This window comes from Saprospiraceae bacterium (assembly GCA_016709995.1).
Classification (GTDB): Bacteria; Bacteroidota; Bacteroidia; order Chitinophagales; family Saprospiraceae; genus JADJLQ01.
Window position 1 is genome coordinate 2,499,055 of the sequence record JADJLQ010000001.1, and the last position, 26,453, is coordinate 2,525,507.

Sequence of the window (26,453 nt, forward strand, 5' to 3'; positions counted from 1 at the left end):
AAAAATTTACTCCCGCCACATGCTTGAAAATGTTTATTCAAACACTAAAAAACAATTCACTCAGGAAAAAGCAGACCCATAGTACTGAAGTAATTATAACTCGTAATTAGGTTTATATCTGTCGTCCCTGGCTCCATAGAATGTATTAATATGGTAGATCACCGATTCTACATCATCCGTGATGTGAAAAAGATCCATATCCGATGGACTAATATTATGGGCTTGAACATCAACTGTCTCTACCAACCATTTCATTAATCCCTCCCAATACGCCACTCCGAATAAGATGATCGGGACTTTATTGATTTTTTTGGTCTGTACCAGCGTAAGCACTTCAAAAAATTCGTCTAAAGTACCAAACCCTCCCGGCATCACTACAAATCCTTGTGCATATTTTACAAACATTACTTTCCTGATGAAAAAATAACGATATCGCAGCATTTTGTCAGGGTCTACAAAATCGTTGTAACTCTGCTCAAATGGCAGATCGATGCTCAAACCTACACTGACACCTTTGGCATCAAACGCACCTTTATTCCCTGCTTCCATGATACCGGGTCCGCCTCCGGTGATGATCCCATACCCTTCATCAGTGATTCTGCGTGCTATTTCGGCTGCTTTTTCATAATAAAGGTCACCTGGTTTAGTTCTTGCAGAGCCAAATATCGACATGCAAGGCCCTACTCTATTCAGTTTCTCAAATCCTTCTACCATTTCGGCGATGACTTTGAACAGAGTCCAAGAATTTTCTCCTTTGAGTTCGGTCCATTTTTTCATTTCCTTAGGAAATCTGGACGATATATTCATATCTGGCGAATCAGTCACATCCATAATCTAAACCACTTTATGCGGTCACCGCTTTATATTGTTCGAATTCCTTCTCGATAAACACTCTCAGGTCCTGCACATCTTCGAACTTATCGAAAATGTCTTTGTATTTACTTCCATACAGGATAGTAGGCATCACATAAGCACAAACTTCTTTTTCTGTTATTTTGCCAGCACTCAAAATAATGAGTCGCTCTACGACATTCCTTAATTCCCTGATGTTCCCACTCCAATGCACTTTTTGCATGGCTTTGATGGCTTTATCGGTAAATACTTTGGCTGGCACCCCATATTCCAGGCAGATCATGTCATTAAAATGTGCCACCAAAGTCGGAATGTCTTCCTCGCGATTATTTAGCGAGGGTACTTCGATGATAATCACGGCTAACCTATGATATAAGTCTTCTCTAAACCTTCCAGCCTCAATTTCTTTCCGCATATCCTTGTTGGTAGCAGCGACTACCCTTACATCAACCTTAATTTCTTTATCCCCACCGACTCGTGTGATCCTGCTCTCCTGCAAGGCGCGCAGGACTTTCGCTTGAGCAGAAAGGCTCATATCTCCTATTTCGTCCAAAAACAAAGTGCCCCCATGCGCTAACTCAAACTTGCCCAATCTTTGTTTGATCGCCGAGGTAAAAGAGCCCTTTTCATGTCCAAATAATTCACTTTCAATCAATTCTGAAGGTATCGCAGCACAATTAACTTCAATGATCGGTCCTTGATTTCTGATACTTTTTTCGTGAATCCATCGTGCGACCAATTCTTTTCCCGTCCCATTTTCACCAGTGATCAATACACGTGCTTCAGTAGGACCTACCCTGTCTATAGTATCTTTTACCTTCGAGATGGCAGACGAATCCCCGACTATATGCTGGATCTTGCTTTTACTTATTTTATGCTGCAGGACTTTCTTTTCACTGATAAGACAGGATTTGTCCATCGCATTACGGATGGTGATCAACATTCTATTGAGATCTGGTGGCTTACTGATAAAATCAAAGGCTCCCTTTTTGACTGCATCCACTGCTGTATCTATATTGGCATGCCCGCTGATCATGATGACAGGAAGGTCTGGGTTCAGTACCTGTATTCGCTCTAAGGTCTCCATTCCATCCAGATTGGGCATTTTAATATCCAGCAAAAGTACATCGTACTCATTCTGTTTGATCTTGGTGAGACATTCCAAACCATCGCAAGCTTCGTCCACCACAAATTTTTCAAACTCCAGTATTTCTTTCAACGTGCGACGGATGCTGCGTTCATCATCTGCTATCAATATTTTAGCCATTTCTTATATAAGATTTTAAAGGCACTAAAATACATTAAAATATTTTATAATCTGTATGTAAGCTAAATATTAATTTATTAAATATTATACTTATTTATATGTGTGTGTAATTATTGCATATATCTTGTGGCTGCAAAAGCCATAAAACCCACTCCTGTTTTTAGAGCCAGCTCGTTGATATCAAAGTCAGGAGTATGTATTTTTTTGTCGCCTTCATGCCCTTCATAAGCAGTACCAAGTCTGTAAAAACAAGCCGGTATCCTTTGAGAATAATAAGCAAAATCCTCCGCAGTAGTTCGCATAGGCAGGTCGACTATATTATCCACTCCGAGCAATTCAATAGCCCAGTTTTTTATCTCTTCAGTCAAACCTGGATCATTGAATAATACTGGATAGCCATCTTTAATATCCACTTCTACTGTGCCCCCCATTGATTCAGCGATGCCCTCACAGATTTTTTTTATAATGGTTTTGGCCTCTTTTCTCCAGGTCTCATCAAAAGTCCGGAAAGTCCCTTCTAACCGAACCTCCCCAGGGATAATATTGGTAGCACCTCCCATAGATTGAATTTTACCTATCGATAATACGGTTGGAGTCAATGGATTGTTGTTTCGACTGACGACCTGTTGCAAAGCTACCACCATATGGGAAGCGATCAGGATAGCATCCCTGGTCAAATGAGGCATGGCACCATGACCGGTTTTGCCTTTCACAGTGATATAGAGCTCATCTGCAGAGGCCATAAAAGGTCCCGGTCGAAAACCCAATTTACCTGCTGCTAACTCAGGAAAAACATGTTGGCCCAATATGGATTGGACTGGAGGGTCATCCAATACTCCGTGCTTGATCAGGATAGAGGCCCCCCCAGGAAATTTTTCTTCTGCAGGTTGAAATATCAATTTTATATTGCCCTGCCATGATGACCTGGTCTCGTAAAGTATTCTGGCTGTCGTCAATAAGGAGGCTGTATGTACATCATGTCCACATGCATGCATCACGCCAGTGTTTCTTGATAGGTAATCATGCCTTCCTTCTTCATGGATTGGCAAAGCATCGATATCAGCTCTTAAAGCAAGTTTCTTATCTCCCGGGAGTCCTTCGATGAGGGCTATTACTCCAGTCGGAGTGAGCCTTTCTGTCTTGATCCCAAAGTTGTTCAGAGACTTTTCGATAAAATCAGCAGTATCATGCTCCTCAAAGGAAAGCTCAGGATACTGGTGAAGATGTCGACGCAGCTTGATCGTTTCAGGAAGATATTCCTGAGCTTTGTCCAGATACCATTGGGGTGCTATTTTTTCATTTTGCATTGGCCACATCAATTTTGAATAAAAATATGTTTAAGTATAATCTGGATATCGAGATCGACGGTGTAATTTCTGGCATAAGCAAGATTGACCATATCTATCTCCGGTTGGCTCTTCTTTTCAAGTCCACCTATATGCCAAAGCGACGGTTTGAGGGGAGGTAGCAGGGTATTGGCAGGATCCGCATAGCCGACCCATAGAACTTGACCACTTAATAAACCAAAATATCTTTTTCTTATATCGTTTCTCATCCAACCCCAGGGTAAGATCAATATGGAAGTCAGAACATGAATGACTTTTTTGACAATCCGGTTCTGCAACCATCCCAATTTTAAATCTATAGGCACCAGGCCCGGAATCTCACCTTGCAGGATATGTTCGTCTTGCTTTTTGTCCTCTAAAAAGACATTGACCTGGTGTATCAGTTTATTTGATAAAAACAATTGATCCTCTATAGCCATTTCCTTTCCTAAGATCACATATTGAAGATTTTCCCTTTTTATTTTTTCTTGAATATCGATCCATTTTTCTTCAAAAAAACGCTTCGGATGACCTTCGATCACAGTAGAAGTCAAATACGAAAAATAATTTTGTTTGCTCAAAATCCTTAACAAGTGATCTAATCCATCTATTTGTGTCCTGTCTCCTATTACAAGTGCCCTCAATCCATTTCCCTGGGTCGAGAGCAATCTCCGCATCAGTGGTAAAATGATGCTTAAAGCTGCTGTGGTCCATATGATCACTGCTCTTGATGTACGCCATTCAGCGGGGAGTAATGAATAAATAAGCAGGATGACAAGGGTACCAAACCCAATAGCTTTTAAAGTGCTGATGATCTGCCTTTGCCCGATTGGATTGTATGCATCAAAAAAAAATAAAGCGCCCATCCAGATCAAAATATAGCCAGCGGCATTGGTCACAAAAGCGGGATGACTAAAATAATCAGGATCTTTAAACCAATATATAGCCCACATTTTCTGAGCGCACCAGATAGCCCCAAAGAGGACAATGAAATCACTGACTGGTAAAAAATTTTTCACAACTTGTCTTTTAACCCAGGAGAACAGGCCTGAACAATATATCCCAATGAGTGCAAGGTATTTGATGAAAATATTTTTTTGGTATTTTATGACAAAGACGCTCATGGCTTTATAAAAATCTCTGACATAAGTATAAGAATGATTGGCAGAGCTGCGCCCTTTTAAATGCACGATCTGTTCGTCCCCAAGATATATTAGTTTGTGACCAAGTTGGCGAATTCTTACAGACAGATCGATATCTTCTCCAAACATAAAAAACGATTCGTCAAATCCATTTACTGCATCAAACACTTTACGGGTAGTCATCAGAAAAGCGCCTGTAAGCACTTCTACTTCCTGGACCTTATCAGGATCCAGATGTCCCAGGTAATAATGGTTGAATATTTTACTTTTAGGAAACAATCTGTTTATTCCACTCAATTTGTATAAAGACGAAGCCATGTCCGGAAAACCCCTCAACGATTCTTTCAGGAATACCCCACTGCCGTCTACCATTTTGACACCAACGCCACCACAATCTTTGTGCGATTTGATATAATTTAAAGCCGAAATGATCGATGATTTGTTCACTATAGTATCCGGATTCAAAATCAAAATATATTGACCGGTCGATTGTGCAATAGCCAGATTGTTTGCTTTGGCAAAACCCAGATTGGAGTCATTGATCAACAGCTTTACTGCCGGATACTTCTCTCGGACCATGATTACAGATTGGTCGGTAGAGGCATTATCTATGAGAATCACTTCAGCGGACAAGCCTTTAAGAGCCTCCACGACAGATTCCAGGCATGACTCCAATAAGTAACGAACATTGTAATTAAGTATAACGACCGATAGGTCCATAGGTTAACTGGTCGACTTGATTTGATAAGGAGTTCTGGCCAGGATAGATCTGCCCAGTGTCATTTCATCAGCATACTCCAATTCACTTCCGAAGGATACTCCCCGGGCTATAACGGAGACTTTCACCTGATATTTTTGCAATTGTTTGGTTAGGTAATAAATGGTGGTCTCCCCTTCAATAGTGGGATTGATAGCAAGGATAATCTCCTGCACCGGATGAGACTCTACCCTGCGGAGTAGCGATTCAATATTGAGCTGTGCCGGGCTGACACCGTCTATAGGTGATATCACTCCTCCTAAAACGTGATACATGCCACTGTATTGGCTAGTCTCTTCGATCGCCATGATATCCCTGGTACCTTCCACAATGCAAATAGTTTGTCCGTCACGCCTAAGATCCGAACAGATCGTGCATATATCATCATCCGCATAATTAAAACAAACAGTACATGACCTGATTCCTTCACGCGCATTGACGATAGCATTGGCTATTTTCCTGGCATAGTCAGTATCCTTTTTGAGCAGATGAAGGGCCATGCGCAAAGCGGATTTTTTGCCTACACCGGGCAATGAATTGAAGGCCTGCACAGCCTCCTCCAATAATTTAGAGGAAAATCGCATATGTTTATTACTTGAGATCACAAATTTATGAATTAACCTAGATTAGTTCTGAGAAATGCGGAATCTATCCTAAAAGTGCCATAGGAAGGCTATCTTTACGGCTCTAAAAAAATCATAAACCGATATGGCTGAAGTAATCAGAATGCCCCGAATGAGCGATACCATGGAAGAAGGGAATATTCTTGTATGGCATAAAAAAGTTGGCGACACCATCAAAGTTGGTGATGTCCTGGCCGAAGTGGAGACCGACAAAGCTACCATGGACCTTGAAAGCTTTTATGATGGCACTTTATTATACATCGGTGTAGCAAGCGGGATCATTGCAGTCAATGCGATCTTAGCGGTCATAGGAGGCAAAGAAGAAGATTATAAAGCCGCATTGTCCGCAGAAGGTGCAGCAACCACCGAAGCTGTCGCTGAAAAAGAAGCTCCCGTTGAAAACTCAACATCTACTACCTCTTCAGAACCAATAGTCCCATCTGGTGCTGGATCTGATGCTCATGTTAAAGCCTCGCCTCTGGCAAAAGTGATTGCCAAAGAAGCCGGTTTGGATATACAGAAAATGACCGGCAGTGGTGATCAGGGTCGTATCATCAAACGGGATGTAGAGGCAGCTCTGCAGTCTAAGCCATCCCCAGTGGTCCAACAGGCTACACCGGTCAAGTCTGCTCCTTTATCCATCATCAGCGATAGCGGATCAGCGTATGAAGACAAACCGTTGAGCCAAATGCGCAAAGCCATAGCTCGTCGATTAGGTGAAAGTAAGTTTTCAGCTCCTCATTTTTACGTGACTATGGCCATAGATATGACCAAAGCCGTTAGCGCACGAACTGCTATGAATGCTATAGCCCCATCAAAATTATCATTTAATGACCTGGTCTTGAAGGCATGCGCAATGGCTTTGAGAAAACATCCGGCGATCAATTCTTCCTGGACCGGAGATGCTATCAGGCAAAATCATCAAATACATATAGGCGTGGCCGTAGCAGTTGCTGAAGGATTGTTAGTGCCAGTCGTCAGACATGCCGACATCAAGACCCTGACTCAGATTAATGCAGAAGTGCAATACCTTGCCGCCAGGGCCAAAGACAAAAAGCTTCAACCAGAAGAAATGCAAGGCAACACTTTTACCATCTCAAACCTGGGTATGTTTGGAGTAGATGAGTTTACTGCCATCATCAATCCTCCTGATGCCTGTATTCTGGCTGTAGGCGGTATCTCCGAACAAGCTGTCGTCAGAGATGGAAAAATCGAAATTGGACATATTATGAAAGTAACACTGTCCTGTGATCACAGAGTCGTAGACGGTGCTACAGGAGCCCAATTTCTACAAACCTTAAAGTCTCTATTGGAAGAACCGGTGAGGATGCTGGTCTAAAAAAAGTGACCTTCTGTTTATATGAAGTATCTTTTGGCCTGGATCAGAATTGTTCTTTGCGTCCTTATTATCGCTTTTTTCATCACTGGATTGGTCATTATATCTTTTTTCTTCGGAAAAGACATTCGTAGGGCTTTTCGCATCAGAAGGGCTTGTGTAAAAATATTAAATGCAGTACTTGGCTATAAGATTCATACCAATGGGCATATAGACCCTGTTCATCCTGCAATTTATATCTCCAATCACAGATGTTTTTCTGATCCTATACTTGCCTTACAATATTTTGATTTTTATCCAATAGGAAAAGCGGAGATCGAAAAATACCCATTGATTGGTTTTGGCGCACGCCAGACAGGCATCCTGTTTGTGCAACGGGATAATAGAGAAAGCAGAAACCAGGTAAAGGAAGGAATGAAAACTGCCTTACAACAAGGACTGAGCATTTTTCTTTGTCCCGAAGGCACCACCAATGTTGCCCAGACAACAAAAGATTTCAAATTAGGTGCTTTTGATGTAGCAGCTGAATTAAACATCCCGATCATCCCTCTTGCTATGGTGTATCATGATCCTGCCAAAGATTTTTGGATACCCACTGATTCACTTATCCAACATTTTATCAGACAATTTGGAAAATGGTCGACCGAAGTAGTTATTTATTTTCCTGAAAGACCATTTTCAAGTTCCGACCCCATCGTGTTGATGCACCAGTGTAAAGAATGGATAGATGATAAACTTTTGAGTGTAACTGTTCCTCCGGAAGTTGCAGCTTTGGCTAAATACAATCTCAAAGTCTAATATTATTTAAGGCCGTATTTATATTTATATTTTTCAAATAACTGGGTATGTTTATTATCCAGGTTGATCATACGACCTTGTATAAATGCATGACTTACCCTGGATGACTTCATGTCCAGGATATCACCTTCGCTGATGACGATATTAGCGTCTTTACCTGCTTCGATACTACCTGTCATCTGATCTATACCAAGTATTTTTGCTGCATTGAGCGTGATAGCACTTAAAGCCTCTTCTTTGGTCAATCCATAAGCAGCCATTGTACCAGCCTGAAACGGAAGGCATCGCTGCTGCCAATGGTCCGCCTCAATACACATTGCAAAAAGTACTCCCGCCTTTTGAAGCATCGCACCCGTCTTGTAGGGTTGGTCTACTGCATCGTCTGCGATGGATGGCAAACTATGAGCTTCGTTTAATATCACAGGAATATTATGTTCTTTGAGGATGTCCGCCACCAGCCAACTGTCACTGCCACCTACGATTACGAGATTAAACCCAAACTCCTCTTTAAAATCAATAGCAGTCATCATCTCTTTGACCAGATCACAATGAACGAATAGTTTTTGACTTTTATCAAAAAGCCCTTTGACTGCATCATATTTAAGATTGTGAATGGAAGGATTTTTAATAGAGTTATAGACTTTAGCCTCTCTGAAAAACACCCGGAGATCTTCTATCTTCCTGAGTGCATTATTAATAAAATCAGATGGTATAGCTTGATTGGGATTGCCACCCCCGAATCCCCTGGGCCTGTTGATGAGTGCAGGAAAATTGAGATGGATGCCATTATTAGGCTTATATGATGCATCCTGCCAGTTCCAGGCGTCAAGCTGTACCACTGAGCTAGCTCCACTGATAGTGCCTCCACGAGGCACTATATGCGCCAGTAGGACGCCATTGCTTCTCAAGGTAGGGATGATTATACTCTCTGCGTTGTACGCAGCGAGGGCATTGACACTGGGATTAAAATCTCCGATTTCGGTATGATCTGCACTGGCTCGTACGCTGGAGATCTCAGATAGCCCCAGGTTGGTATTGGTGGCGATGATGCCAGGGTATAAGTGCTTTCCTCCAATTTGCATCGACTCTGTACCGGCAGGAATAGTCAGATTCTGACCGACAGCTTGGATTTTGTCATCCTTGATGAGCACAGTCCCGTTGGTGATAACCTCCCCATTACCCACATGAATAGTACCACCTGTCAACGCTAACATGCCCTTGTGAGCAGGTATCGGGTAGACATTGTCCTGAGCTAATGATATTTGCGCAAAACAAAATAAAAATAAATATTTGACCAGGGCGTTCATAGATTTAATATTTAGAGATTCTAAAATTTTCATGATTGACAATTGGCTTTAAAAATTAATCATTATAAATTAATCGTTGTTCTATTCTCTCCCACAACCCTTTGCCGTGCTGATGGTCTTCTTCACATTGGGCTTCTTCCTGGAAGGAGGGCGAAGGCCGGTCAGTTCTGGCACCCCCTTTTTTTGCCCCCATCATTTTTTGTACCAGTCGATTTTTTTCAGTGGTAATAAATTGTTGCTGCTCCAGATCTTTTTCTCTATCGAAATAAATGATGCCATCAACAATCGTTTTTTCAGCCTTGGCATAAATGCTCAAAGGATGATCGCTCCAGATGACGAGGTCCGCATCTTTGCCTACCTTGATAGATCCGGTTCGGTCAGCCACGTGCAACATGGTAGCCGGATTGATGGTCACCATTTTTAGAGCCTCCTGCTCGCCCATGCCTGCATATTTAATGCTTTTAGCTGCTTCCTGGTTTAGCCGTCTGGCCATCTCGGCATCATCACTGTTGATAGCTACATTGAGCCCCACCTGATTCATGATATAAGGGCTTTGAGGGATGGCATCCTTTACTTCCATTTTATATGCCCACCAATCCGAAAAACTGGAAGCTGCTGCCCCATGGGCCTTCATAATATCTGCTACTTTATAACCTTCGAGTATATGGGTGAAGGTATTTACTTTAAAATGATACTTGTCTGCAACCTTCATCAAGTCCAAAATTTCTGAAGCAACATACGAATGACAGGTAATAAATCTTTTTTGATCCAAGATTTCAACAAGTGCATCCAGTTCAAGATCTCTTCTCGCGGAGGGGTTATTTTTGTATTCAATAGCCCGGTTAAAAGCATCTTCCAATACCTGTTCTACGCCCATACGCGTATCTGGAAACCTATTGTTCTGCGCATTGCTCGCTCTTTTCACATTTTCACCCAAAGCAAATTTTATAAATCCAGGCCAGTTCTCAAATTTGAGCTCTTCTGCATTTTTGCCCCATCTTAATTTGATCAATTGGGTTTGGCCCCCGATCGTGTTACAACTACCGTGTAAGATATGTGACGAAGTCACTCCACCACTTAATTGACGATAGATATTAATGTCATCCGGGTTGAGTACATCAGCTATTCTCACTTCTGCAGTCACGGATTGTGTGCATTCATTGATACCCCCGATGGCTGCTATATGACTGTGCTCGTCGATAATGCCTGGGGTTACATTTTTTCCTGTGGCATCAATGATCTTTGCATTGGCAGAGGAGAGATTGGCACCGATCTTAGTTATTGTACCTTTCTGAATGAGGATGTCTGTATTTTGCAGGATTCCCTCCTTTTCACTGGTCCATATGGTAGCATTTTTAATCAATATATCGCTTTGAGCAGGAAGCTCCGGCAGGCCAAAACCCTGGAAAGGATAAAGCACCTGACCCAGTTCTGCAGATTTCTTCTGGACCTCTTTTTTAGGTGCGTCTTGTTGAGCCGCTTTATCTGATTTAGTTAGGGACCACTTCACCCAATCTCCGTTGGCTAATTGGCCAGTACCCTGCCAGCTTGTACCGATCTGGACCCCGCTTAATCTATTTAATTTCGCACTATCCTTTTTAAATGAAAAGGTGATATTGATCAGTTTGTCATTTATTTTTACATCGGCCTTAGTCGTATCATGATCCATTATTTTCGCCGTTACATTCGCTGGAGAATTGCCTCCCAGGTTGAATTTGTATGATTCAGCATTGATAGTAAGTGTATAGTCAGATCTGTGATCGTCCCACCCATCAGCGGCAACATCATAAGGATGACCTTGAATCCAATTTTGAAACAAGGTCGTATTTTCTTTAAACGGAGGACCGGAAGCAATGACAAAATTGGCCATTTTACCAACTTCCAGGGTGGCTGTTTTTTCAGTTATGCCCAACAGATCAGCTGGAATCACGGTCAAAGCATCCAAAGCATAAGCTTCGCTGAGTCCATTCAAAATGGCTTTTTGCAGATTAGATTTAAAGCTTGCAGCATCTTTTAATCCAGATGCGGTCAAGGCAAAACTTACACCAGCTTTTTCCAGGCTACCCGGATTAGCCGGAGCCATTTCCCAATGTTTCATATCTGCCAAGGCGATCAATCGGGCATCATTTGGATCATCTACATCCTGAACATTAGGAAAATTGATCGGTACTATCATCTTTGAACCGGCCATCTTAATATCGTTGATTCGTTGGTATTCATTTCCACCGGCTACGATAATAAACGGCACTCCAAACTCCTGGCCTATCTTAGCCGCCCTAAGATCATTCCATTTATCCCCTGCTTCAATGATCATCGGGTATTGAAGGAGCTGATTGAAAGAAGCCAATGAAAGATTAGTGCCTTCAGCAGGAGGATTGGATTTATACCATTTGGCGTCCATAAAAGTCTGCCGGATCAATGCGATCACCCCCATCAGCGACCCAGGATAATCCTGAGTAGAACTACCCTTGGAAAAAGAGAAATGAGCTGTAGAGACCGGCTTGATCAAAGCGATATTGGCAGATTCACTTTCCAGAGAGACTAATGAGCCGGTACCGCGCACAATGCCATCCTGGATATGACTATTCACCAGACCAAATCCAGCAGACCTGAGATCTTTTGCTTTTACTTCATTGATTTGAAATACCTTTGCGGCCTCGTTTTCTGCCTTGATGGCTGCATTCCAGCCAACAGCATTTTTAGCTTCACTGGTCATCTGACCAGGACCACCAAATCTGCGGTTTTGAGACCTGGGCAACGCCGGCATACCGTAATCTGAATATATATCGATAAAAGAAGGATAAATAAATTTTCCTTTACAATCAAATATCACAGCATCTGCTGGTACAGTAGCATTCACCCCTACTGCGCTTATCTTCCCCTTAGATACAATTAAAGTAGCATCTTTTAAAGTGATATGGCTATTCTGGATAATGGTAGCATGCACAAAAGCATAGGTCCCTACTTTTTTAAAATCTATGTCATTTTGTGGAAATGTCTCCTGGGCTACCAGGCTGCCAACCGCAGCTAGCAAGCATAGCGAAAAAATTAATCCTTTCATAAAGTGTTAGGTTATTGCATTAATGTCTATTTTTTCCCACAAATATTTAAAAAAAAAAATTTTTTTTCAGAAAAAATCAATTTTTTTCCCAAAAACCCCCCTTTTTTTTTTTTTTTTTTTTTTTTTTTTTTTATTCCCCCCTTGGGCCGGTTCTAAAATAAAAAAAAAAAACCAACAAACCCCTTTTTTTTTTTTCCCACCCCCCTCTCCTTTTTTTTTTTTTTTTTTTTTCTCCTTTTCCTTTTTTTTTTTAACCCCGGCAACCCGGGTTCCCCCGCTTTTTTTTTTTTTGCCCTTTCCCCCCCCCCCCCCCCACACCCCTTTTTTTTTTTTTTTTTTTTTTAATTTTGGGTCTTGGGTTTGTTTTTTTTTTTTTCCCTTTTTTTTTTTTTTTTTTTCTCTTTTTTTTTTTTTTTTTTTTTTTTTTTTTTTTTTTTTCCCCCTCCCCCCCCCCCCCCTTTTTGGGCCCCCCGCCCCCTTTTTTCTCTTTTTCCCTCCCCCCCCCCCTTTTTTTTTTTTAAATTTTTTTTTTTTTTTTTTTTAAATAATTTAATTTATTTTTTTTTTTTCCCCTTTTTTTTGTCCCCTTTTTTTTTGGGGGGGGTCTTTTTTTTTTTCCCTCCCCCTTTTTTTTTTTTTTTCTTTTTTTTTTTTTTTCCCTCCCCCCCCCCCCCCCCCCCCCACCCCCCTTTTTTTTTTCGGCTCCTTTTTTTTTGGGTCCCCTCCTTTTTTCCTCTCTTTTGGCCCCTTTCTCCCGCCGGGCTTTTTTTTTTTTTTTTCTTTTTTTTTCTTTTTTTTTTTTTTTTTTTTTTTTTTTTTAATTTTTTTTTTTTTTTTTTTAAAAAAATTTTTTTGATTTTTTTTAAAAAATTTTTTTTTTTTTATTCTGATTTAAGGCACTAAATATATTAAGGCTGATGCTAATAACCTATACTTACCAAATAAATCCTTTTACTCATCCAAGGACCACTTACGTGGAAAATGCCTGATTATTCTTTGCTTCTTGGGATAAATCGCATACTCAGCGAGTTGACACAGTGTCTTGTATTCTTTTCCGTCAGCCGTTCACCAGTAAATACATGACCCAGATGTCCTCCACATTTTGCGCATAAGATCTCTGTACGCCGACCATCTGCATCCACTTTTTTCATTACAGCTCCAGGTAGCTCGTCGTCAAAACTAGGCCACCCACAACCGCTGTGAAATTTGTCTTTGGACTCATACAAAGGAGTGTTACATCGCCGACATATATAAGTGCCATCCAGAAAAAAATTATCATACTCTCCCGTGTAAGGTCGTTCTGTGCCTTTATGCACGATGACTCTCTCTTCTTCCGGAGTGAGTGTGTTGAATTGATCCTCATTCATGTTTTTTCAATTTACTTTTAAATACTTTGCGAAATTTTTCGACTTTAGGGTTGACTACATAAACGCAATAAGGTTGATTAGGATTGAGATCCAGATAATTTTGATGGTACCCTTCTGCAGGGTAAAATATAACCAGAGGCTCAATCTGTGTGGTGATGGGTTTGTCGCCCCATATAGATGGCGCTACCGTAGAAACCGCATATTCTGCAGACTTTTTCTGCTCTGGAGAGTGGTAGAATATGATACTCCTGTATTGGGGACCAGCATCGTTACCTTGCCGATTGAGTGTAGTGGGATCATGGGTGGTGAAGTGTACTAAAAGAATATCGTCATAAGATACTTTAGCAGGATCGAAGGTGATTTGAATTACCTCAGCATGCCCGGTAGTTGCAGTGCATACCTGTTTGTACGTAGGGTTTTCTACATGGCCGCCAGAGTAGCCAGATTCGACTTTAATCACCCCATCTAATTCAAGAAACATAGCTTCTGTACACCAAAAACAACCGCCTCCAAATGTAGCTAGCTCGTAATGAGTATTTTGTTCCATAGTTTAGTCTTCAGGTTTGTATTAAACGATATCCAGATTGATCTGAAAAAAACCACAATCTGTCCATTAATCTTATTGGCTACTATAACAATCAACTTAAGTGGTTGGTTTAAATGAGGTTTTCTAAAACAACTGCGCTGGCGCCACCGCCTCCATTGCATATAGCAGCCAAGCCATATCTGGATCGATGATCTTTTAAGATATGAGCTAAGGTACAGATGATCCTTGCACCCGAATTGCCCAATGGATGTCCCAGTGCCACCGCGCCCCCACGAACATTGATTTTGTCAATGTCCACATGGAGTATTTTGGCATAGGCAAGTGCCACCACTGCAAAAGCTTCATTCACTTCAAAGAAATCGATCTCGTCTATTTTTATTCCAGCATATTTGAGAGCCAATGGAGTAGCTATAGCTGGAGTAGTAGTAAACCATTGTGGCTCTTGCTCAGCATCAGCAAATGAAACAATTCTGGCCATTGGCGTCAAATTATATTCCTTCAATTTTTCCGCCGATACCAATAGTATGGCACTAGCTCCATCATTGATCGTAGAAGCATTGGCAGCTGTGACGGTACCATCCCTGCTAAACGCTGGTTTTAAAAATGGGATTTTTTCAAGATTTACTTTCGTATATTCCTCATCCTGAACTACTTGGGTGTCTTGCCCCGGCTTCAACTCCACCTGAACTGGGATGACTTCATCTTTAAAATAATTAGCTGCCCATGACTTTGCAGCTAAGGTATAGGAGCGTATTGCAAAATCATCCTGCTGCTCTCTTGATATTTGATACTTTAAAGCTGTTTGATCTGCGCTCATTCCCATGGCAGCATGGTCATAGGCATCCATCAAACCATCTTTTTGAAGACCATCGACGGTTTCAAAACTTCCGTATTTATTTCCCCACCTTGTTTTAGGAAGATAGAACGGGACATTACTCATACTCTCCATACCTCCAACCAGGACGACGCCTCTTTGACCAAGGGCTATGCTTTGTGCTCCAAACATCAAGGCTTTCATACCTGATGCACATACTTTATTGATCGTGGTACAACTTACCTCAAAAGGCAATCCACCATATAAAGCAGCCTGCCTGGCCGGAGCCTGGCCTAAATTGGCTGAGCAGACATTACCAAACAATACTTCTTCAATAGCTTCCGCTGGAAGGGTAGATTGATCAACTAATGATTTAATGACTTGTCCGCCTAACTGAGTGGCTGTAAGTGAGGTGAATACCCCGCCAAAGCTCCCTATAGGAGTGCGGACGGCATTTACGATGTATACTTCTTTTAACACAAGCCAAATTTGAGCTTTTTTGGCCAATCATATCCAGGAATTCTTAATCCCCTTCATGTTAGCCAATAAAAAAGGGCCTTAAAAAAGGCCCTCATTGTAGCGGGAGCAGGACTTGAACCTACGACCTTCGGGTTATGAGCCCGACGAGCTACCAACTGCTCCATCCCGCGATATTTCTTTAATTAAGGCTTCCCTCAATTGGATTGCAAAGATACTATTAAAATATCAATCATTACTTTTTTTCTTCATCAGCAATCTGGAGCCCCAGGCAAAGGCATTTAAGGTGTCATATTTTTCATTAATCCAATCATTCATATCATCACTGGTGATATAATAATAATCTGCTACCTCTACTGTGTCTATGCCTTTATTATAAGGAGGTGGGACTATATAAGGGTTAGCCTGGCCTTTAGTATAAAATGTCAATGAAGGCTGAAAGATCCAATCGCAGTGCAGCGTAGCTGGCGCAGAACGGTGGTTTGTAATAACATCCCGCCCGATTATCGATACGACACGCTTATTATCACCGTCAAACCACCACTCATAAGAAGAATGCAAGTTGTAGCTTCGATATATATGGACTATGGAGAAAATAAATAGAATGGTAAAAATCGCCTTTATCACTATTCTCAGCCATGGTATTCCATGAAAGTACAATAAAGCTCCGATACTTCCCATCATCAGAAGCGGGTAAAAAAACAACGCAGTTCGGGCATTTAAAAAGGGAATATTGAATAATTTATTTTGAAGTATGTTATATAAAACCGCAAAGAAAAAAATACAGATTGAATTAAAATATATAACTCTCAAGGGCTTTGTTAAAAACATACTCAACCCTATCGCTACACTTTGAATCAATATTAAAATAAAAATGAACCAGGTGAAAACGACTGCAGTAGCACTTCCGAAATATTTCTTTCCCATTAAAGAAGCGTTCAAAAGAGGAACAAAAGTGTCCTGATAAAAACCCCTACTGCCCCAATAAACAAATTGTTCAGTTCTGATCATTTTGGTTATAGGCAGATACAGCGCCATCATCAACACAATTATTATGAATACTGTGGAAAATAAAAGCCTCCAATCTCTGGGTCTCTGAAACCAACCGACCAACATGATGCCACACAATGGAATAAAATAGTTAAGCAAGGTCAAATTGGCATAAACTCCTAAAGCACCAAGGATCATAGCCCATATCCCCTTATTAGCGCCCTCCTGCCAGGAAAAATAATAATAAAGTGAGCCCATCATAAAACCAATAGATAGCCCATATCCTCTGGCCAGTGCAAAAAATTCTGTCAAATATGGATTGGCTACCAGTAAAAGAAGGAAACAAGTTTGAATTATTTTTTTTTGACTAAATAGATTCGAAATTTTAATTCCAAACCATAAATACATAAAGCCTCCTATCAAATTGGGTAGCCTACAAGCAAATTCATTTAAACCTAATACCGAAATTGAAAATTTAATCAGCAGCGTATTGAGCAAGTGATTATTAGGTATAGGGTCTTCATAGGTTATAATCGAATAAATAGATCGTGAAGCATAGTTTAAAATCGTGCCGGCCTCATCATGCGTAACCGGAATCTTTACAGCACGCAAAATAATATAGCTGAGCATCGCCAATATGAATGCCCCCTCTGCAAGCTGATAGTTAAAATATTGAATACTTCGTTTCAAAATGATCAAAATAAAAAAAGGGCCTCTTTAGTAGAAGCCCTTTCTCAAGACGAATTTCCGAATCTTATTCTCTAACATTCTCACCTACTCATTCATTCAAGATACTTGCGTATCTGAATATTTTAGGTTAGTTCTGAGGATAAATCTTTTAATTAAAAAAAGAAAAATTTCCTCCCCAATCGCTTGGGGAGGAAAAGTTTCGCGTGTTATTAGTCTACTAAGATCATTTTCTTAGTAGCGCTATAATCTTTAGTTTCGATAGTGTAATACATTACACCAGCTCCACCTACCTCATTGCGGTTTACAGTCTTCTGATTGAAGCCTTTTACACCGTCCTGAGTATATACTCTTACTACTTTACCAGTTACATCTGTGATCTTCAAAGTCACTTTGTCAGCTTTTGCTAATTCATAGCTTATCACTGTAGTTGCTTTGAATGGGTTAGGTGTATTCTGATGTAAAGCATAACCTGCTACTGAATTCTTACCTACTTCTAATGCTACTCCTAAGCTGCCAGCTCCATTATAAGCTTCTGCTCTGGTGTATTTAGAATTGATAATCAAACTCTCGCTTAAGGTCAATGCTTTGGTAGCTTTTACTTTGATGCTGAACAAGATATCATTGCTTCCTGCGCTGATTCCCTTGCTGTCATTCCATGAAGTAGTCACATAACCTTCGCCCAACTTAGTCATACCAAAGTTGCTTTCGCTGACTTTAAGTATTCCACTGTTGATTGATTTTAATTCAAGACCTCTTACTGCCATGCTGAACTGATATCCTTCGATATTGCTGAAGTTTTCTGCTGTGAATTCTATCACTGCTTCTTCTCCTGCTTTCATCTGACGATCTGATGTTCTGAATTTCAACGATGCACCTGCTTCACGAGCTTCTGCTCCCAATAGACTGTGTGGAGTCACTGTTCCGTTGACATCTCCGATTTTTACACCTACGAAGTCACGGCTCAATTCATCTTTGCTCAATCCATTGATATCAATCTTCTCTGGGAAGCCCCATGGAGTAGTGATATTGCTGAAGTTATAAGTCTTAGGTACAAATCTCCATGATGTATTGTTTGGCAGTTTGTCATATACTGTAAGAATCAGTTTACGCAATTCTACCAGGTCTACTGCACTTACATCATTGCTACGATCTACATCGGCTGCAATCACTTTGTATGCGCTGTTCAATGGTTGTACTCCAAGGATATGCTTCTGGATCAATACTAAGTCAATCGTACTTACTCCATTGGTTGGATCGTCATCTCTCTTTGGAGTGATGCTGTAGTCACCTTTCATTGGCAAGCCACTGAATGAATAAGTTCCTTTTGAATCAGTTTTGAATGCAGGGATTGCATTGCTTGTTGTTTTGCTTTCTAAGATTACATTCTCTACCGGCTCTGTGCTTTCGGTGGCTACTTTACCTCCGATGACTGCTGCTACACCTGCCTGATCTTGACAAATATTGCCATTGCCATCCTGGATTAATAAGTAGGTTCTACAGAAATCACTGTTGCCTGCTTTGTCTGTTACATAAATGTCTACTTCTACAGTAGCACTTACACCATTTGGTACATCTGCACAAGTGAAGGTATCACTCGCTGCGCCTGTGGCACTCGCAAATGTGTATGTAAGATCTGCTTTCTTAGTACAGTTGTCATAACTACCTGCATTCAGGTCAGTCGCCCATACTACTACTGAACCATTGCTAGGCATGATCACTGTTGCGATGCCATTGTAACAATATGGTGTAGGTTTTTTGCAATCTTTTACTTCAATGATACATGATGCTGTATCTTCTTTTCCGCAATTGTCTTCAGCAATTACATACAGTTTGTGTTTACCTGGAGTAAGATCGCTGGATACGAATCTCTTCATATTTGGTCCGCTCTTCTTATCTATAGATTTTGTACTGGTATAGTTTAAATCTAATTCCCAACGGAAAGAGATCAAATTAGCTGGAGTACAATTGTCTGTAGCTGCGAAATCAGGACTTGTATAAGTAGGTACAGTACACATTGGATCTGGTTCAGCTCCTGCGCCTGCATATCCACCATAGTAACAGAACAAAGTGTCTTTGCAAGTCACTGAAGGAGGTATGGTATCGATAACTTTGATGATCTGAGTATAGGTTATAAAACCATCACCGTCATCTTTCAATTTTCGATATACACAATATCTGTCAGCACCTGCTACAAATCTGTCATCTATGATCACATCTGCATCCCTGTCATGTACGTTTGGATCGTATTTACACCAGTCAATCAACTTCCAGGTACGAATGATTTTGTAACATGCGTCTGGTATAATGTCATAACGAACATCTTCGTAATTAACACCTACTAATTCGCACTCATCATCCATCACCATCGGTCTGCCGGTTACATCCGGGCTGAAAGCTGCATCAGCTTCACATGCTACCGTTACATCCTCTGGGAACATAACTTCAAAGTCTGATCTGTGCTTGGTATAAATCTTCTGCGTACAAGATACTTTTGAATTATCACACTTGTCACCAACTGTCCAGGTACGGCTGATCCAACCATTTCCACAATTGTCGATGTATTCTTTGTCTTCAACTGTTGGAGTTCCTATCCAGCAATTGTCCCAGATTCTAAACTGAGTACCAGTAGCTAATGGTTGAGGTCCAGCACTTTGGAAGTCAGGCTTCCAGAAGTAATCTTTTGGATTTACTTTGCCTGCTCTGTCATTTATATCTAATACTAACCAGGTATGGCAGTAGATCGGTGTCCATGCATTACCTCTGTGTCTGTTTTTGTAATCAGCGATATCAGACATGCTTTCTCCGTAAGCACTGTTACAAGGATCTACATATCCACCATGCTCATCCTGATGTACAGGTCCGTAGATACTGCAACCATACCATCCGTATGATTTAACACCAGTACCATCTAAAGTATCGGTAAGTACACCGTCGTTTTCTTTTGTGCTCTCAATATTGTTATAAGGAGCTCCTTTTTCATCAACGCATCGGTAATCTTTTGCATTGGCAGTTAAGCCTGAAGTCCAGGAGAAATCACGGCATGCATTTCTAGCATACTCGTATACACCACCTTCAGTGTCGCTTACTCCGTCGCAATACCAGAAAATATCATCCGGACGCTCACATACTGGAGGAGTCTTGTCATCTACTAAGATATTGACCATACAGTCATTATACAAGAAGTCTGAACATCTATTTCCTGGTGCATATGGATCAGTTCCATTGTTAGCAAGAGGTCGTGGGAAATAGAAAACACAATCAAAAGATAATCAATTGCTGCGCCATCAGTTCCACCTGCATAGAATGTATTGTACAATTTTGTAGATACTGCATCTAAACTCACAGGATTTGCCCAGGAGCATTTGATGGGAATCCTCCTTTATATTTTGTGGCATCTTTTGCTTTGGTAAACCAAGCTTCCCAATCTGTTCTGCACCATTTTGGAGCAGGTTTGGATGTGCATGACTTAGCGCCATCAGCATGGAAGAAGGTATAGTTATGCCAAGCCCTACATAATTTAGAGGTATTATAAGTATACCAATCATGCTCAGAGCAAGGGAAAACATGTGGGTCATATCTTGGAACACCACAAGCTTCGTATACTCTAAGTACTACCTGATTGGTACCACACTCAGTCAAATCTATATAGTCTTTGAATACGAAACAATTGATGTAATCAGATAAAAACTTATCATATTGTGGTTTGTACTTCCAATAATCAGCCTTACAATTAGCATCCCAATAAGAAGTCCACTTATTGGTGTAATAAGTAATGCTGTCCATATGAGCTACTGCAAAATGCAATACATTGCAGCAATTGTCACGGCTACCATGATCTAAATCATGAGCATATACACGTGCCCAACAAGTCGCTGGATCTACTGTGGTCTGAGTATACTCAATACATACCGGAGTAGGGGGTGTAATATCGTATACGCATACATAATAAGCGAATGTACTAAAATTGTAACATTTGTCTACGACTCTAATATCAACTTCATAACATCCTCCAAAAGGAGATGCGGGCAGTTTCACTTTACCAGGTAAAGTACCAACTTCTACGATTGTCTTACCAGGATGAGAATTGTCTGCGTAAGTAATAGTATAGTTTTGGTCTACCGGGCTACAATCATCAATATTCAAGGCTGGCAAGCTAACTGTAGCATAACAGTCATGAGCACTTGCATTATATCTTGGGATGTCTGGATATTTACCATCTACCAATATTGGATTCTCTTTGTCTTCAACCTTGATGTATTGAACACATACAGTATCTCTACCTGTACACCAGTCAGCTATGCGCCATTCGCGACGGATCTTGAATCCAGCGCCACCTTCGCATATTTTGAGTGGTTTGTCCCAATAGCCTACTGTAGTCTTACAAAGACCCCCGATAGCCGGGTACATAGGTACGCATGAATCGCGAGGAATACAAGTAGGTGGAGTAGTGGCAGGAGTAACAGGTACCCAAACTACATCTTTGATGTAAGGAACCACAAACCCACCATCCAAAGCACCATCAAGTCCATTGATTTTAATTGCTGTTCTGCAATTTTTTTGAATGTACAGTAAAAGATCTGGAGAAGGATAGAAAGTTCCGCTTACAGGATTTTTAGGATCAAACTTTTTAGTCTCATCATCTGTAAATGAAATTTTAATATTCTTCGGAGTACTGGATAAATCTTTGCAAACTATCCTGCAATTAGCTTCAACCAGATCAGCACACTTGATATTCTTTAAAGAATCACGGGTGATAGACAATACATCACTGCAAGTACCCGTGTTGCCCCAATCATCCCATGTACGGATGGTGCGATATACAAGAGCTATGTACTGTTGATCACAACCATTGCCTTGAGTCTCGAAGCGCATACTTTCAATTTTAGTAGCTCCTCCCTGAGAACAATTGTCTACAGTAGTTCCAAGATCAGCATTGATCTTAGCTACCTGAAAACAAGTCAACGTTCTGTCTTTACAGAATGCTTGTGGTGGTGCTTTGTCTTCAACAGTGACATAACCCCAACAAGAATTACCATCAGCGGTCCTCACTGAATAAATAAAACTGTAACCAATTTGGCTACGATTGACATCAGTACCATTACCTGCTACAGTACCATAAGGATATGATAATGCAACGGTATAAGTACACTGTCCGTCAGGATTTTGAAGAAAATCTTCAGCTTGAAAGGTACGGTAACATCCAGGGTCAGCTGGCATACTGGCATTTACATGGTCATTACAGACCAAGTTACAAGGTGTTTGTGCAGAAGCGGTGAAACTCAGCACAAGCAGTAAGACCGGCAAACAGCAGTAAGCCAGTCGTGTGAATGAATGAATAGTAAAATTCGTCTTTTTCATAAAAGATTCGTTTATTGTTTAGTTCTGGTTATAATACATTTTAATTAAATGACCTTTTAGTTTCAAAAGGATCAAATGAAATAAGGGGGTTATTTCAAAAGGGGGGGAACCTTTCAGAGCGTAAATATAAATTACGAATACCTTAATTAAAAAATAATTTTCACAAAATTTTAATCTTTTTTTCAATCATTTTCCTTTCCCTTGAAACAGAACGAGTATTGTATAACAAATAATCTTAATATCTAATGTCAAAGACTGGTTTTCAACATAGATAAGGTCAAATTTTAACCTTTCGACCATTTGTTTGATATCAGAAGCATAGCCATATTTGACCTGACCCCAGGATGTGATTCCCGGCCTGACAGTCAGGATTCTGGAATAATATGGTGCCTCCAGTTTGATCTGCTCTATAAAGAATTTTCTTTCAGGCCTGGGCCCCACGATAGACATATCACCTTTGATCACATTGACAAATTGAGGAATTTCATCCAGTCTCCATTTTCGCATAAAATTACCCCAGGGAGTACACCTGGGATCACCATCAAATGACAAGGATGGACCCTGCGATTCTGAGTCTACCTGCATCGATCTAAACTTAAATATATTGAACGGCAAACCATACTTTCCAATTCTGACTTGGCTGTAAATAACCGGTCCCGGAGAAGACCATGCAGTCCTAATGGAAATATATAGGAGTAAGGGCGATAAAAGGAGCAATAAAAATAAAGAGAGAATGACATCAGCCACTCGTTTGATCCAGTCCTGCCAAATCATTAATCTGCCAGCCGGCAGTTCGATGAGAGCCACACCATACAGTGCGTCCATTTTGATATGTCCCATCAAAAAGTCATAAGAATCAGGGGTGATCCGAATCAATAATGTTTTATGAAAAGATCTAAGTGTATTCAATATGGTGTCCAAACCCTGATATTGGTCCTTATCAATGGCTACAATCACCTCCTCGATATCAAGATCACCGATAATTTTTTCAACTTGATCTGCAGGACCTAAAAGTGGAAGCCCTGTGACAAGCCCTTTTCCTGCAGACCCTACAAAGTATTGCCCTAAAGAGGGGGTTTTGGAGTGAAGCTCTTTAAATACAGCCTGAGCTTTTTCTCCCGATCCAACCAATAAAGTCCGATAGCTTACCATTTGTCGTCGAAGGCGCCTACTACTCCAGGTAAGCAAAACCAATTTAAAAAATGCAGGGACCAGAAACAATACCATCCAAGTGGCAATTTGATGATCTATCCCCAAAGCCGGTTTTTGTGAAAATAAGATCACGAAGCCCCATATAATAAATGAACGAAAAAACCAATTTTTGATGATGCTCATCCTCGAAAATCTATAGATATCCAGTGCCCCTTCTATCATATAAGTATCGATGATGCCAGTGATAAATAACAATATCAACCCAATGCCTATCGTCGAAAAAGCAATACCTGAATCAAAAAAAGACAATAGCCAGCCTGTCAAGCAAAATGCGAGTCCATTGATCAGTATATAGCAAATAGAATCCCTTAGTTTGACATTCATGGCAGGCTCAATACTTTTAGATTGTCCAGGTAAAAATTGGCCGTGGCAACATCCTTCTGTAACCTGCTTTTGACCAGGAGCTGAAAGGAGGCAATATTCACATCGATCAATAATTCATGTAAGGGTATGTAAATTTTCTTCCAGTCAGCTGTGGGGAGTAAGGTCAGAAAATAATTTTTTAGCAAAGCATTATTTTGTGGTAAACCCAGGCCAATTTGGATCTCTGCATCAGAAAGGATATCCAACTCCAGGTATAATACTCTTTTGGTGGCATCAGTTAATTTTATGCTTTGAGTGGAGACCTCGATCTCAGTCAATGTCTGAGTCAAATGTCCTGAGCCTGCATACTGTCCTTCTCTGAAGTTTTCATTGGATCGGATCAGAGTAGACGCAGGAAAACTATCCAAATCGAAAGAAAAGCTATTGCCTGATTCGAAACCCTCTTGAAATAAAGGTTGCAGGTTGCTTTTATAGAAAAAAATTGGTTTTAAAAGGAGTGAATCAAATGGATGAAGTGAGACATGCTGCTGATATTCTATCATCATGGGATATATTTCAGGACGAGAGAGGATACCATAATTTCGGATACCAGGATATACTTTGATAGTGCCATCCAAATGTTGCGAAAGTGGGATCCGGCAAGGTAGGGGGAAAGTGCCCAGGTATTGGTCGTCCTGGTATACCCATAGATCTTTAATGCCTTGTGACAATGACATGCCCGTCGCGGACTTCAATTCTACTTGATTAATATCTATAAATGCCGGTCCAAACTCTACAAACTGGTACGGAGCGCAATGAGAGCACATTAAAATATAGCTGATCAAACAAACTAATTTTTTTATCATTTTACATGGGACCCTCAGGACTATTTATTGATGATGTGGAGGATATCCTCTGCCACCTGGAGGGCATTCAAACCGTCAATAAGTCCTACCTGAATAGGAGCATCCTCTAAAATTGAAGCGGCGAAAGCATTGATCTCGTCCAGAATGGCATTGCTGGCCTCTACAGACTTCATGTCAAGACTAATATGTTTGGTGCCTGCACCTGTATCGACCGGCCAGGAAAAAGGATGATCGAAAGGAGCTTCATTAGAGATACTGACGATCTGGCTTTCTTTTTTCAAGAGATCCATGGCTATGTATTGGTCTGCCTGGAAAACCCTGATTTTACGCATTTGTTTCAAAGAAATCCGACTGGCAGTGAGATTGGCTATAGCTCCTCCCTCAAACTCAAGTCTGGCATTGCAGATATCCGGAGTAGCACTGATCACGGCTACCCCACTCGCACGTATGTCGCTCACAGGCCGGCCTACGATAGACAAGACAAGGTCTATGTCATGAATCATTAAGTCCATCACTACTGAGACATCTGTACCCCTTGGTTTGAACTCAGCCAATCGATGACCTTCAATAAACATCGGCTTGTGAAATAAATTTTTGACTGATTGATATGCGGGATTAAATCGTTCTACATGGCCAACCTGAATTTTAAGATTTTTGTTTTCAGTATACTTTGTGAGCGCTTGTGCTTCGCTCAAGATGGCAGTGACCGGTTTTTCAATAAAGACATGTTTGCCCTTTGACAAGCAAAATTGGGCCCAATCAAAATGTGTGCTGGTTGGACTAACGATGAACACTGCATCGGCGATACTTAGCAAATCGTCAATTGTATTAAAAACGGGCAAGCCTTCGTCTTTCGCCACAAGATGTTCGGCTGATTTATCCGTATCCCACACGCCTACCAAACGACAAAGAGGAGATTGTCGAATACACTTAATATGTATCTTTCCCAAATGGCCTACTCCTATGAGACCTATATTTATTTTATTTTCACTCATGTTGTCTATAATACATTAATACTGCACCAAATAAAGTGATCAGCGCGATCAATAAAACAGCCATCGTGATAGAAGATCTCAGGTATTTTGAAAAATCCGAAATAGCTTTTCCATTGGTTGGAGGTTGCGCTGCGATAAAGGATTTTAGTTTATCCTTATCAAATACCATAGCTGCATCAAATTGAATATTGCTTTCTCTTAAGACCTTCAACGATTTGATGACTTTAATTCTAAAAAAAATATTGACCAGAAGAAGCAAAGCAAACAAAACGATGATGAGATACATCAATGTTTTTTCCATAGCAGCAAAAATAATGATTTATCCAGTGGCAGCCAGAAGGCAATTTTGGACTTTCAAACCTGGAT

General features: G+C 40.7%; 19 protein-coding genes and 1 tRNA gene. 2 read left to right on the forward strand and 18 right to left on the reverse strand.

All coding sequences use genetic code 11. The features are described 5' to 3' along the window. Positions 1-93: 93 nt before the first annotated feature. The 5 genes from IPJ09_10580 to recR all read right to left on the reverse strand — a co-directional run bounded on the left by IPJ09_10580 (position 94) and on the right by recR (position 5,927). Positions 94-807: a TIGR00730 family Rossman fold protein gene (locus IPJ09_10580; protein MBK7371866.1), complete on the reverse strand. Its 714-nt coding sequence runs from the start codon at positions 805-807 to the stop codon at positions 94-96. A 37-nt stretch (positions 808-844) separates the two neighbouring features. After that, positions 845-2,119, reverse strand: a complete 1,275-nt coding sequence (locus IPJ09_10585; GenBank protein ID MBK7371867.1) for a sigma-54-dependent Fis family transcriptional regulator — start codon at positions 2,117-2,119, stop codon at positions 845-847. Positions 2,120-2,229: 110 nt separating this feature from the next. Continuing rightward, positions 2,230-3,426 carry an amidohydrolase gene (locus IPJ09_10590; GenBank protein MBK7371868.1) on the reverse strand — a complete coding sequence of 399 codons (1,197 nt, stop codon included), beginning with the start codon at positions 3,424-3,426 and terminating at the stop codon, positions 2,230-2,232. A gap of 8 nt (positions 3,427-3,434) precedes the next feature. After that, a complete protein-coding gene (locus IPJ09_10595) occupies positions 3,435-5,306 on the reverse strand; it encodes a glycosyltransferase (GenBank protein MBK7371869.1) in 1,872 nt (623 codons plus the stop codon). A gap of 3 nt (positions 5,307-5,309) precedes the next feature. After that, complete coding sequence (gene recR, locus IPJ09_10600; GenBank protein ID MBK7371870.1) at positions 5,310-5,927, reverse strand: recombination protein RecR; 618 nt, start codon at positions 5,925-5,927, stop codon at positions 5,310-5,312. Between the two features lie 124 nt (positions 5,928-6,051). Between recR and IPJ09_10605 the strand changes: the two genes are divergently transcribed. Beyond that, positions 6,052-7,305 carry a pyruvate dehydrogenase complex dihydrolipoamide acetyltransferase gene (locus IPJ09_10605; GenBank protein MBK7371871.1) on the forward strand — a complete coding sequence of 418 codons (1,254 nt, stop codon included), beginning with the start codon at positions 6,052-6,054 and terminating at the stop codon, positions 7,303-7,305. A 21-nt stretch (positions 7,306-7,326) separates the two neighbouring features. Continuing rightward, the gene (locus tag IPJ09_10610) at positions 7,327-8,100 is read left to right on the forward strand and encodes a 1-acyl-sn-glycerol-3-phosphate acyltransferase (protein ID MBK7371872.1); all 774 of its coding nucleotides are present in this window, start codon (positions 7,327-7,329) and stop codon (positions 8,098-8,100) included. Between the two features lie 2 nt (positions 8,101-8,102). On the opposite strand, the gene IPJ09_10615 is transcribed toward IPJ09_10610, so the two are convergent. The 13 genes from IPJ09_10615 to IPJ09_10675 all read right to left on the reverse strand — a co-directional run bounded on the left by IPJ09_10615 (position 8,103) and on the right by IPJ09_10675 (position 26,388). Continuing rightward, entirely contained in the window at positions 8,103-9,407 is a 1,305-nt protein-coding gene (locus IPJ09_10615; GenBank protein ID MBK7371873.1) for an amidohydrolase family protein, read from the reverse strand. 55 nt (positions 9,408-9,462) lie between these two features. Continuing rightward, the gene (locus IPJ09_10620) at positions 9,463-12,468 is read right to left on the reverse strand and encodes an amidohydrolase family protein (GenBank protein MBK7371874.1); all 3,006 of its coding nucleotides are present in this window, start codon (positions 12,466-12,468) and stop codon (positions 9,463-9,465) included. 989 nt (positions 12,469-13,457) lie between these two features. Continuing rightward, a complete protein-coding gene (locus tag IPJ09_10625) occupies positions 13,458-13,835 on the reverse strand; it encodes a methionine-R-sulfoxide reductase (protein MBK7371875.1) in 378 nt (125 codons plus the stop codon). After that, the gene (msrA, locus tag IPJ09_10630; protein MBK7371876.1) at positions 13,828-14,382 is read right to left on the reverse strand and encodes a peptide-methionine (S)-S-oxide reductase MsrA; all 555 of its coding nucleotides are present in this window, start codon (positions 14,380-14,382) and stop codon (positions 13,828-13,830) included. The genes IPJ09_10625 and msrA overlap by 8 nt, the downstream gene beginning before the upstream one ends. 109 nt (positions 14,383-14,491) lie before the next feature. Beyond that, complete coding sequence (locus IPJ09_10635) at positions 14,492-15,676, reverse strand: thiolase family protein (GenBank protein ID MBK7371877.1); 1,185 nt, start codon at positions 15,674-15,676, stop codon at positions 14,492-14,494. A gap of 97 nt (positions 15,677-15,773) precedes the next feature. Further along, positions 15,774-15,846 (reverse strand) — tRNA-Met (locus IPJ09_10640). Positions 15,847-15,901: 55 nt separating this feature from the next. Next, a complete protein-coding gene (locus tag IPJ09_10645; protein ID MBK7371878.1) occupies positions 15,902-17,353 on the reverse strand; it encodes a hypothetical protein in 1,452 nt (483 codons plus the stop codon). Between the two features lie 209 nt (positions 17,354-17,562). Next, complete coding sequence (locus IPJ09_10650) at positions 17,563-20,517, reverse strand: T9SS type A sorting domain-containing protein (GenBank protein ID MBK7371879.1); 2,955 nt, start codon at positions 20,515-20,517, stop codon at positions 17,563-17,565. A 175-nt stretch (positions 20,518-20,692) separates the two neighbouring features. Continuing rightward, entirely contained in the window at positions 20,693-22,711 is a 2,019-nt protein-coding gene (locus IPJ09_10655) for a hypothetical protein (GenBank protein ID MBK7371880.1), read from the reverse strand. Between the two features lie 186 nt (positions 22,712-22,897). Then, positions 22,898-24,247 (reverse strand): exopolysaccharide biosynthesis polyprenyl glycosylphosphotransferase, encoded by a 1,350-nt coding sequence (locus tag IPJ09_10660; GenBank protein MBK7371881.1) that lies wholly within the window; start codon positions 24,245-24,247, stop codon positions 22,898-22,900. Then, complete coding sequence (locus IPJ09_10665; protein ID MBK7371882.1) at positions 24,244-25,053, reverse strand: hypothetical protein; 810 nt, start codon at positions 25,051-25,053, stop codon at positions 24,244-24,246. The genes IPJ09_10660 and IPJ09_10665 overlap by 4 nt, the downstream gene beginning before the upstream one ends. Before the next feature lie 59 nt (positions 25,054-25,112). Next, a complete protein-coding gene (locus IPJ09_10670; protein MBK7371883.1) occupies positions 25,113-26,087 on the reverse strand; it encodes a Gfo/Idh/MocA family oxidoreductase in 975 nt (324 codons plus the stop codon). Continuing rightward, positions 26,080-26,388, reverse strand: coding sequence for a hypothetical protein (locus tag IPJ09_10675; protein MBK7371884.1), 309 nt, complete (start codon positions 26,386-26,388; stop codon positions 26,080-26,082). Before IPJ09_10675 ends, IPJ09_10670 begins: the two co-directional genes overlap by 8 nt. Positions 26,389-26,453: the final 65 nt, after the last annotated feature.

Excerpts from the sequence above, each read along its gene's own strand:
- IPJ09_10590 (MBK7371868.1), bottom strand. The coding sequence starts at position 3,426 with ATGCAAAATGAAAAAATAGCACCCCAATGGTATCTGGACAAAGCTCAG.
- IPJ09_10670 (MBK7371883.1), bottom strand. The coding sequence starts at position 26,087 with ATGAGTGAAAATAAAATAAATATAGGTCTCATAGGAGTAGGCCATTTG.
- IPJ09_10615 (MBK7371873.1), bottom strand. The coding sequence starts at position 9,407 with ATGAACGCCCTGGTCAAATATTTATTTTTATTTTGTTTTGCGCAAATA.
- IPJ09_10675 (MBK7371884.1), bottom strand. The coding sequence starts at position 26,388 with ATGGAAAAAACATTGATGTATCTCATCATCGTTTTGTTTGCTTTGCTT.
- IPJ09_10605 (MBK7371871.1), top strand. The coding sequence starts at position 6,052 with ATGGCTGAAGTAATCAGAATGCCCCGAATGAGCGATACCATGGAAGAA.
- msrA (MBK7371876.1), bottom strand. The coding sequence starts at position 14,382 with ATGGAACAAAATACTCATTACGAGCTAGCTACATTTGGAGGCGGTTGT.
- IPJ09_10665 (MBK7371882.1), bottom strand. The coding sequence starts at position 25,053 with ATGTGCTCTCATTGCGCTCCGTACCAGTTTGTAGAGTTTGGACCGGCA.
- IPJ09_10660 (MBK7371881.1), bottom strand. The coding sequence starts at position 24,247 with ATGAATGTCAAACTAAGGGATTCTATTTGCTATATACTGATCAATGGA.
- IPJ09_10580 (MBK7371866.1), bottom strand. The coding sequence starts at position 807 with ATGAATATATCGTCCAGATTTCCTAAGGAAATGAAAAAATGGACCGAA.
- IPJ09_10650 (MBK7371879.1), bottom strand. The coding sequence starts at position 20,517 with ATGGTCAATATCTTAGTAGATGACAAGACTCCTCCAGTATGTGAGCGT.
- recR (MBK7371870.1), bottom strand. The coding sequence starts at position 5,927 with ATGCGATTTTCCTCTAAATTATTGGAGGAGGCTGTGCAGGCCTTCAAT.
- IPJ09_10610 (MBK7371872.1), top strand. The coding sequence starts at position 7,327 with ATGAAGTATCTTTTGGCCTGGATCAGAATTGTTCTTTGCGTCCTTATT.
- IPJ09_10655 (MBK7371880.1), bottom strand. The coding sequence starts at position 22,711 with ATGAAAAAGACGAATTTTACTATTCATTCATTCACACGACTGGCTTAC.
- IPJ09_10595 (MBK7371869.1), bottom strand. The coding sequence starts at position 5,306 with ATGGACCTATCGGTCGTTATACTTAATTACAATGTTCGTTACTTATTG.
- IPJ09_10620 (MBK7371874.1), bottom strand. The coding sequence starts at position 12,468 with ATGAAAGGATTAATTTTTTCGCTATGCTTGCTAGCTGCGGTTGGCAGC.
- IPJ09_10625 (MBK7371875.1), bottom strand. The coding sequence starts at position 13,835 with ATGAATGAGGATCAATTCAACACACTCACTCCGGAAGAAGAGAGAGTC.
- IPJ09_10585 (MBK7371867.1), bottom strand. The coding sequence starts at position 2,119 with ATGGCTAAAATATTGATAGCAGATGATGAACGCAGCATCCGTCGCACG.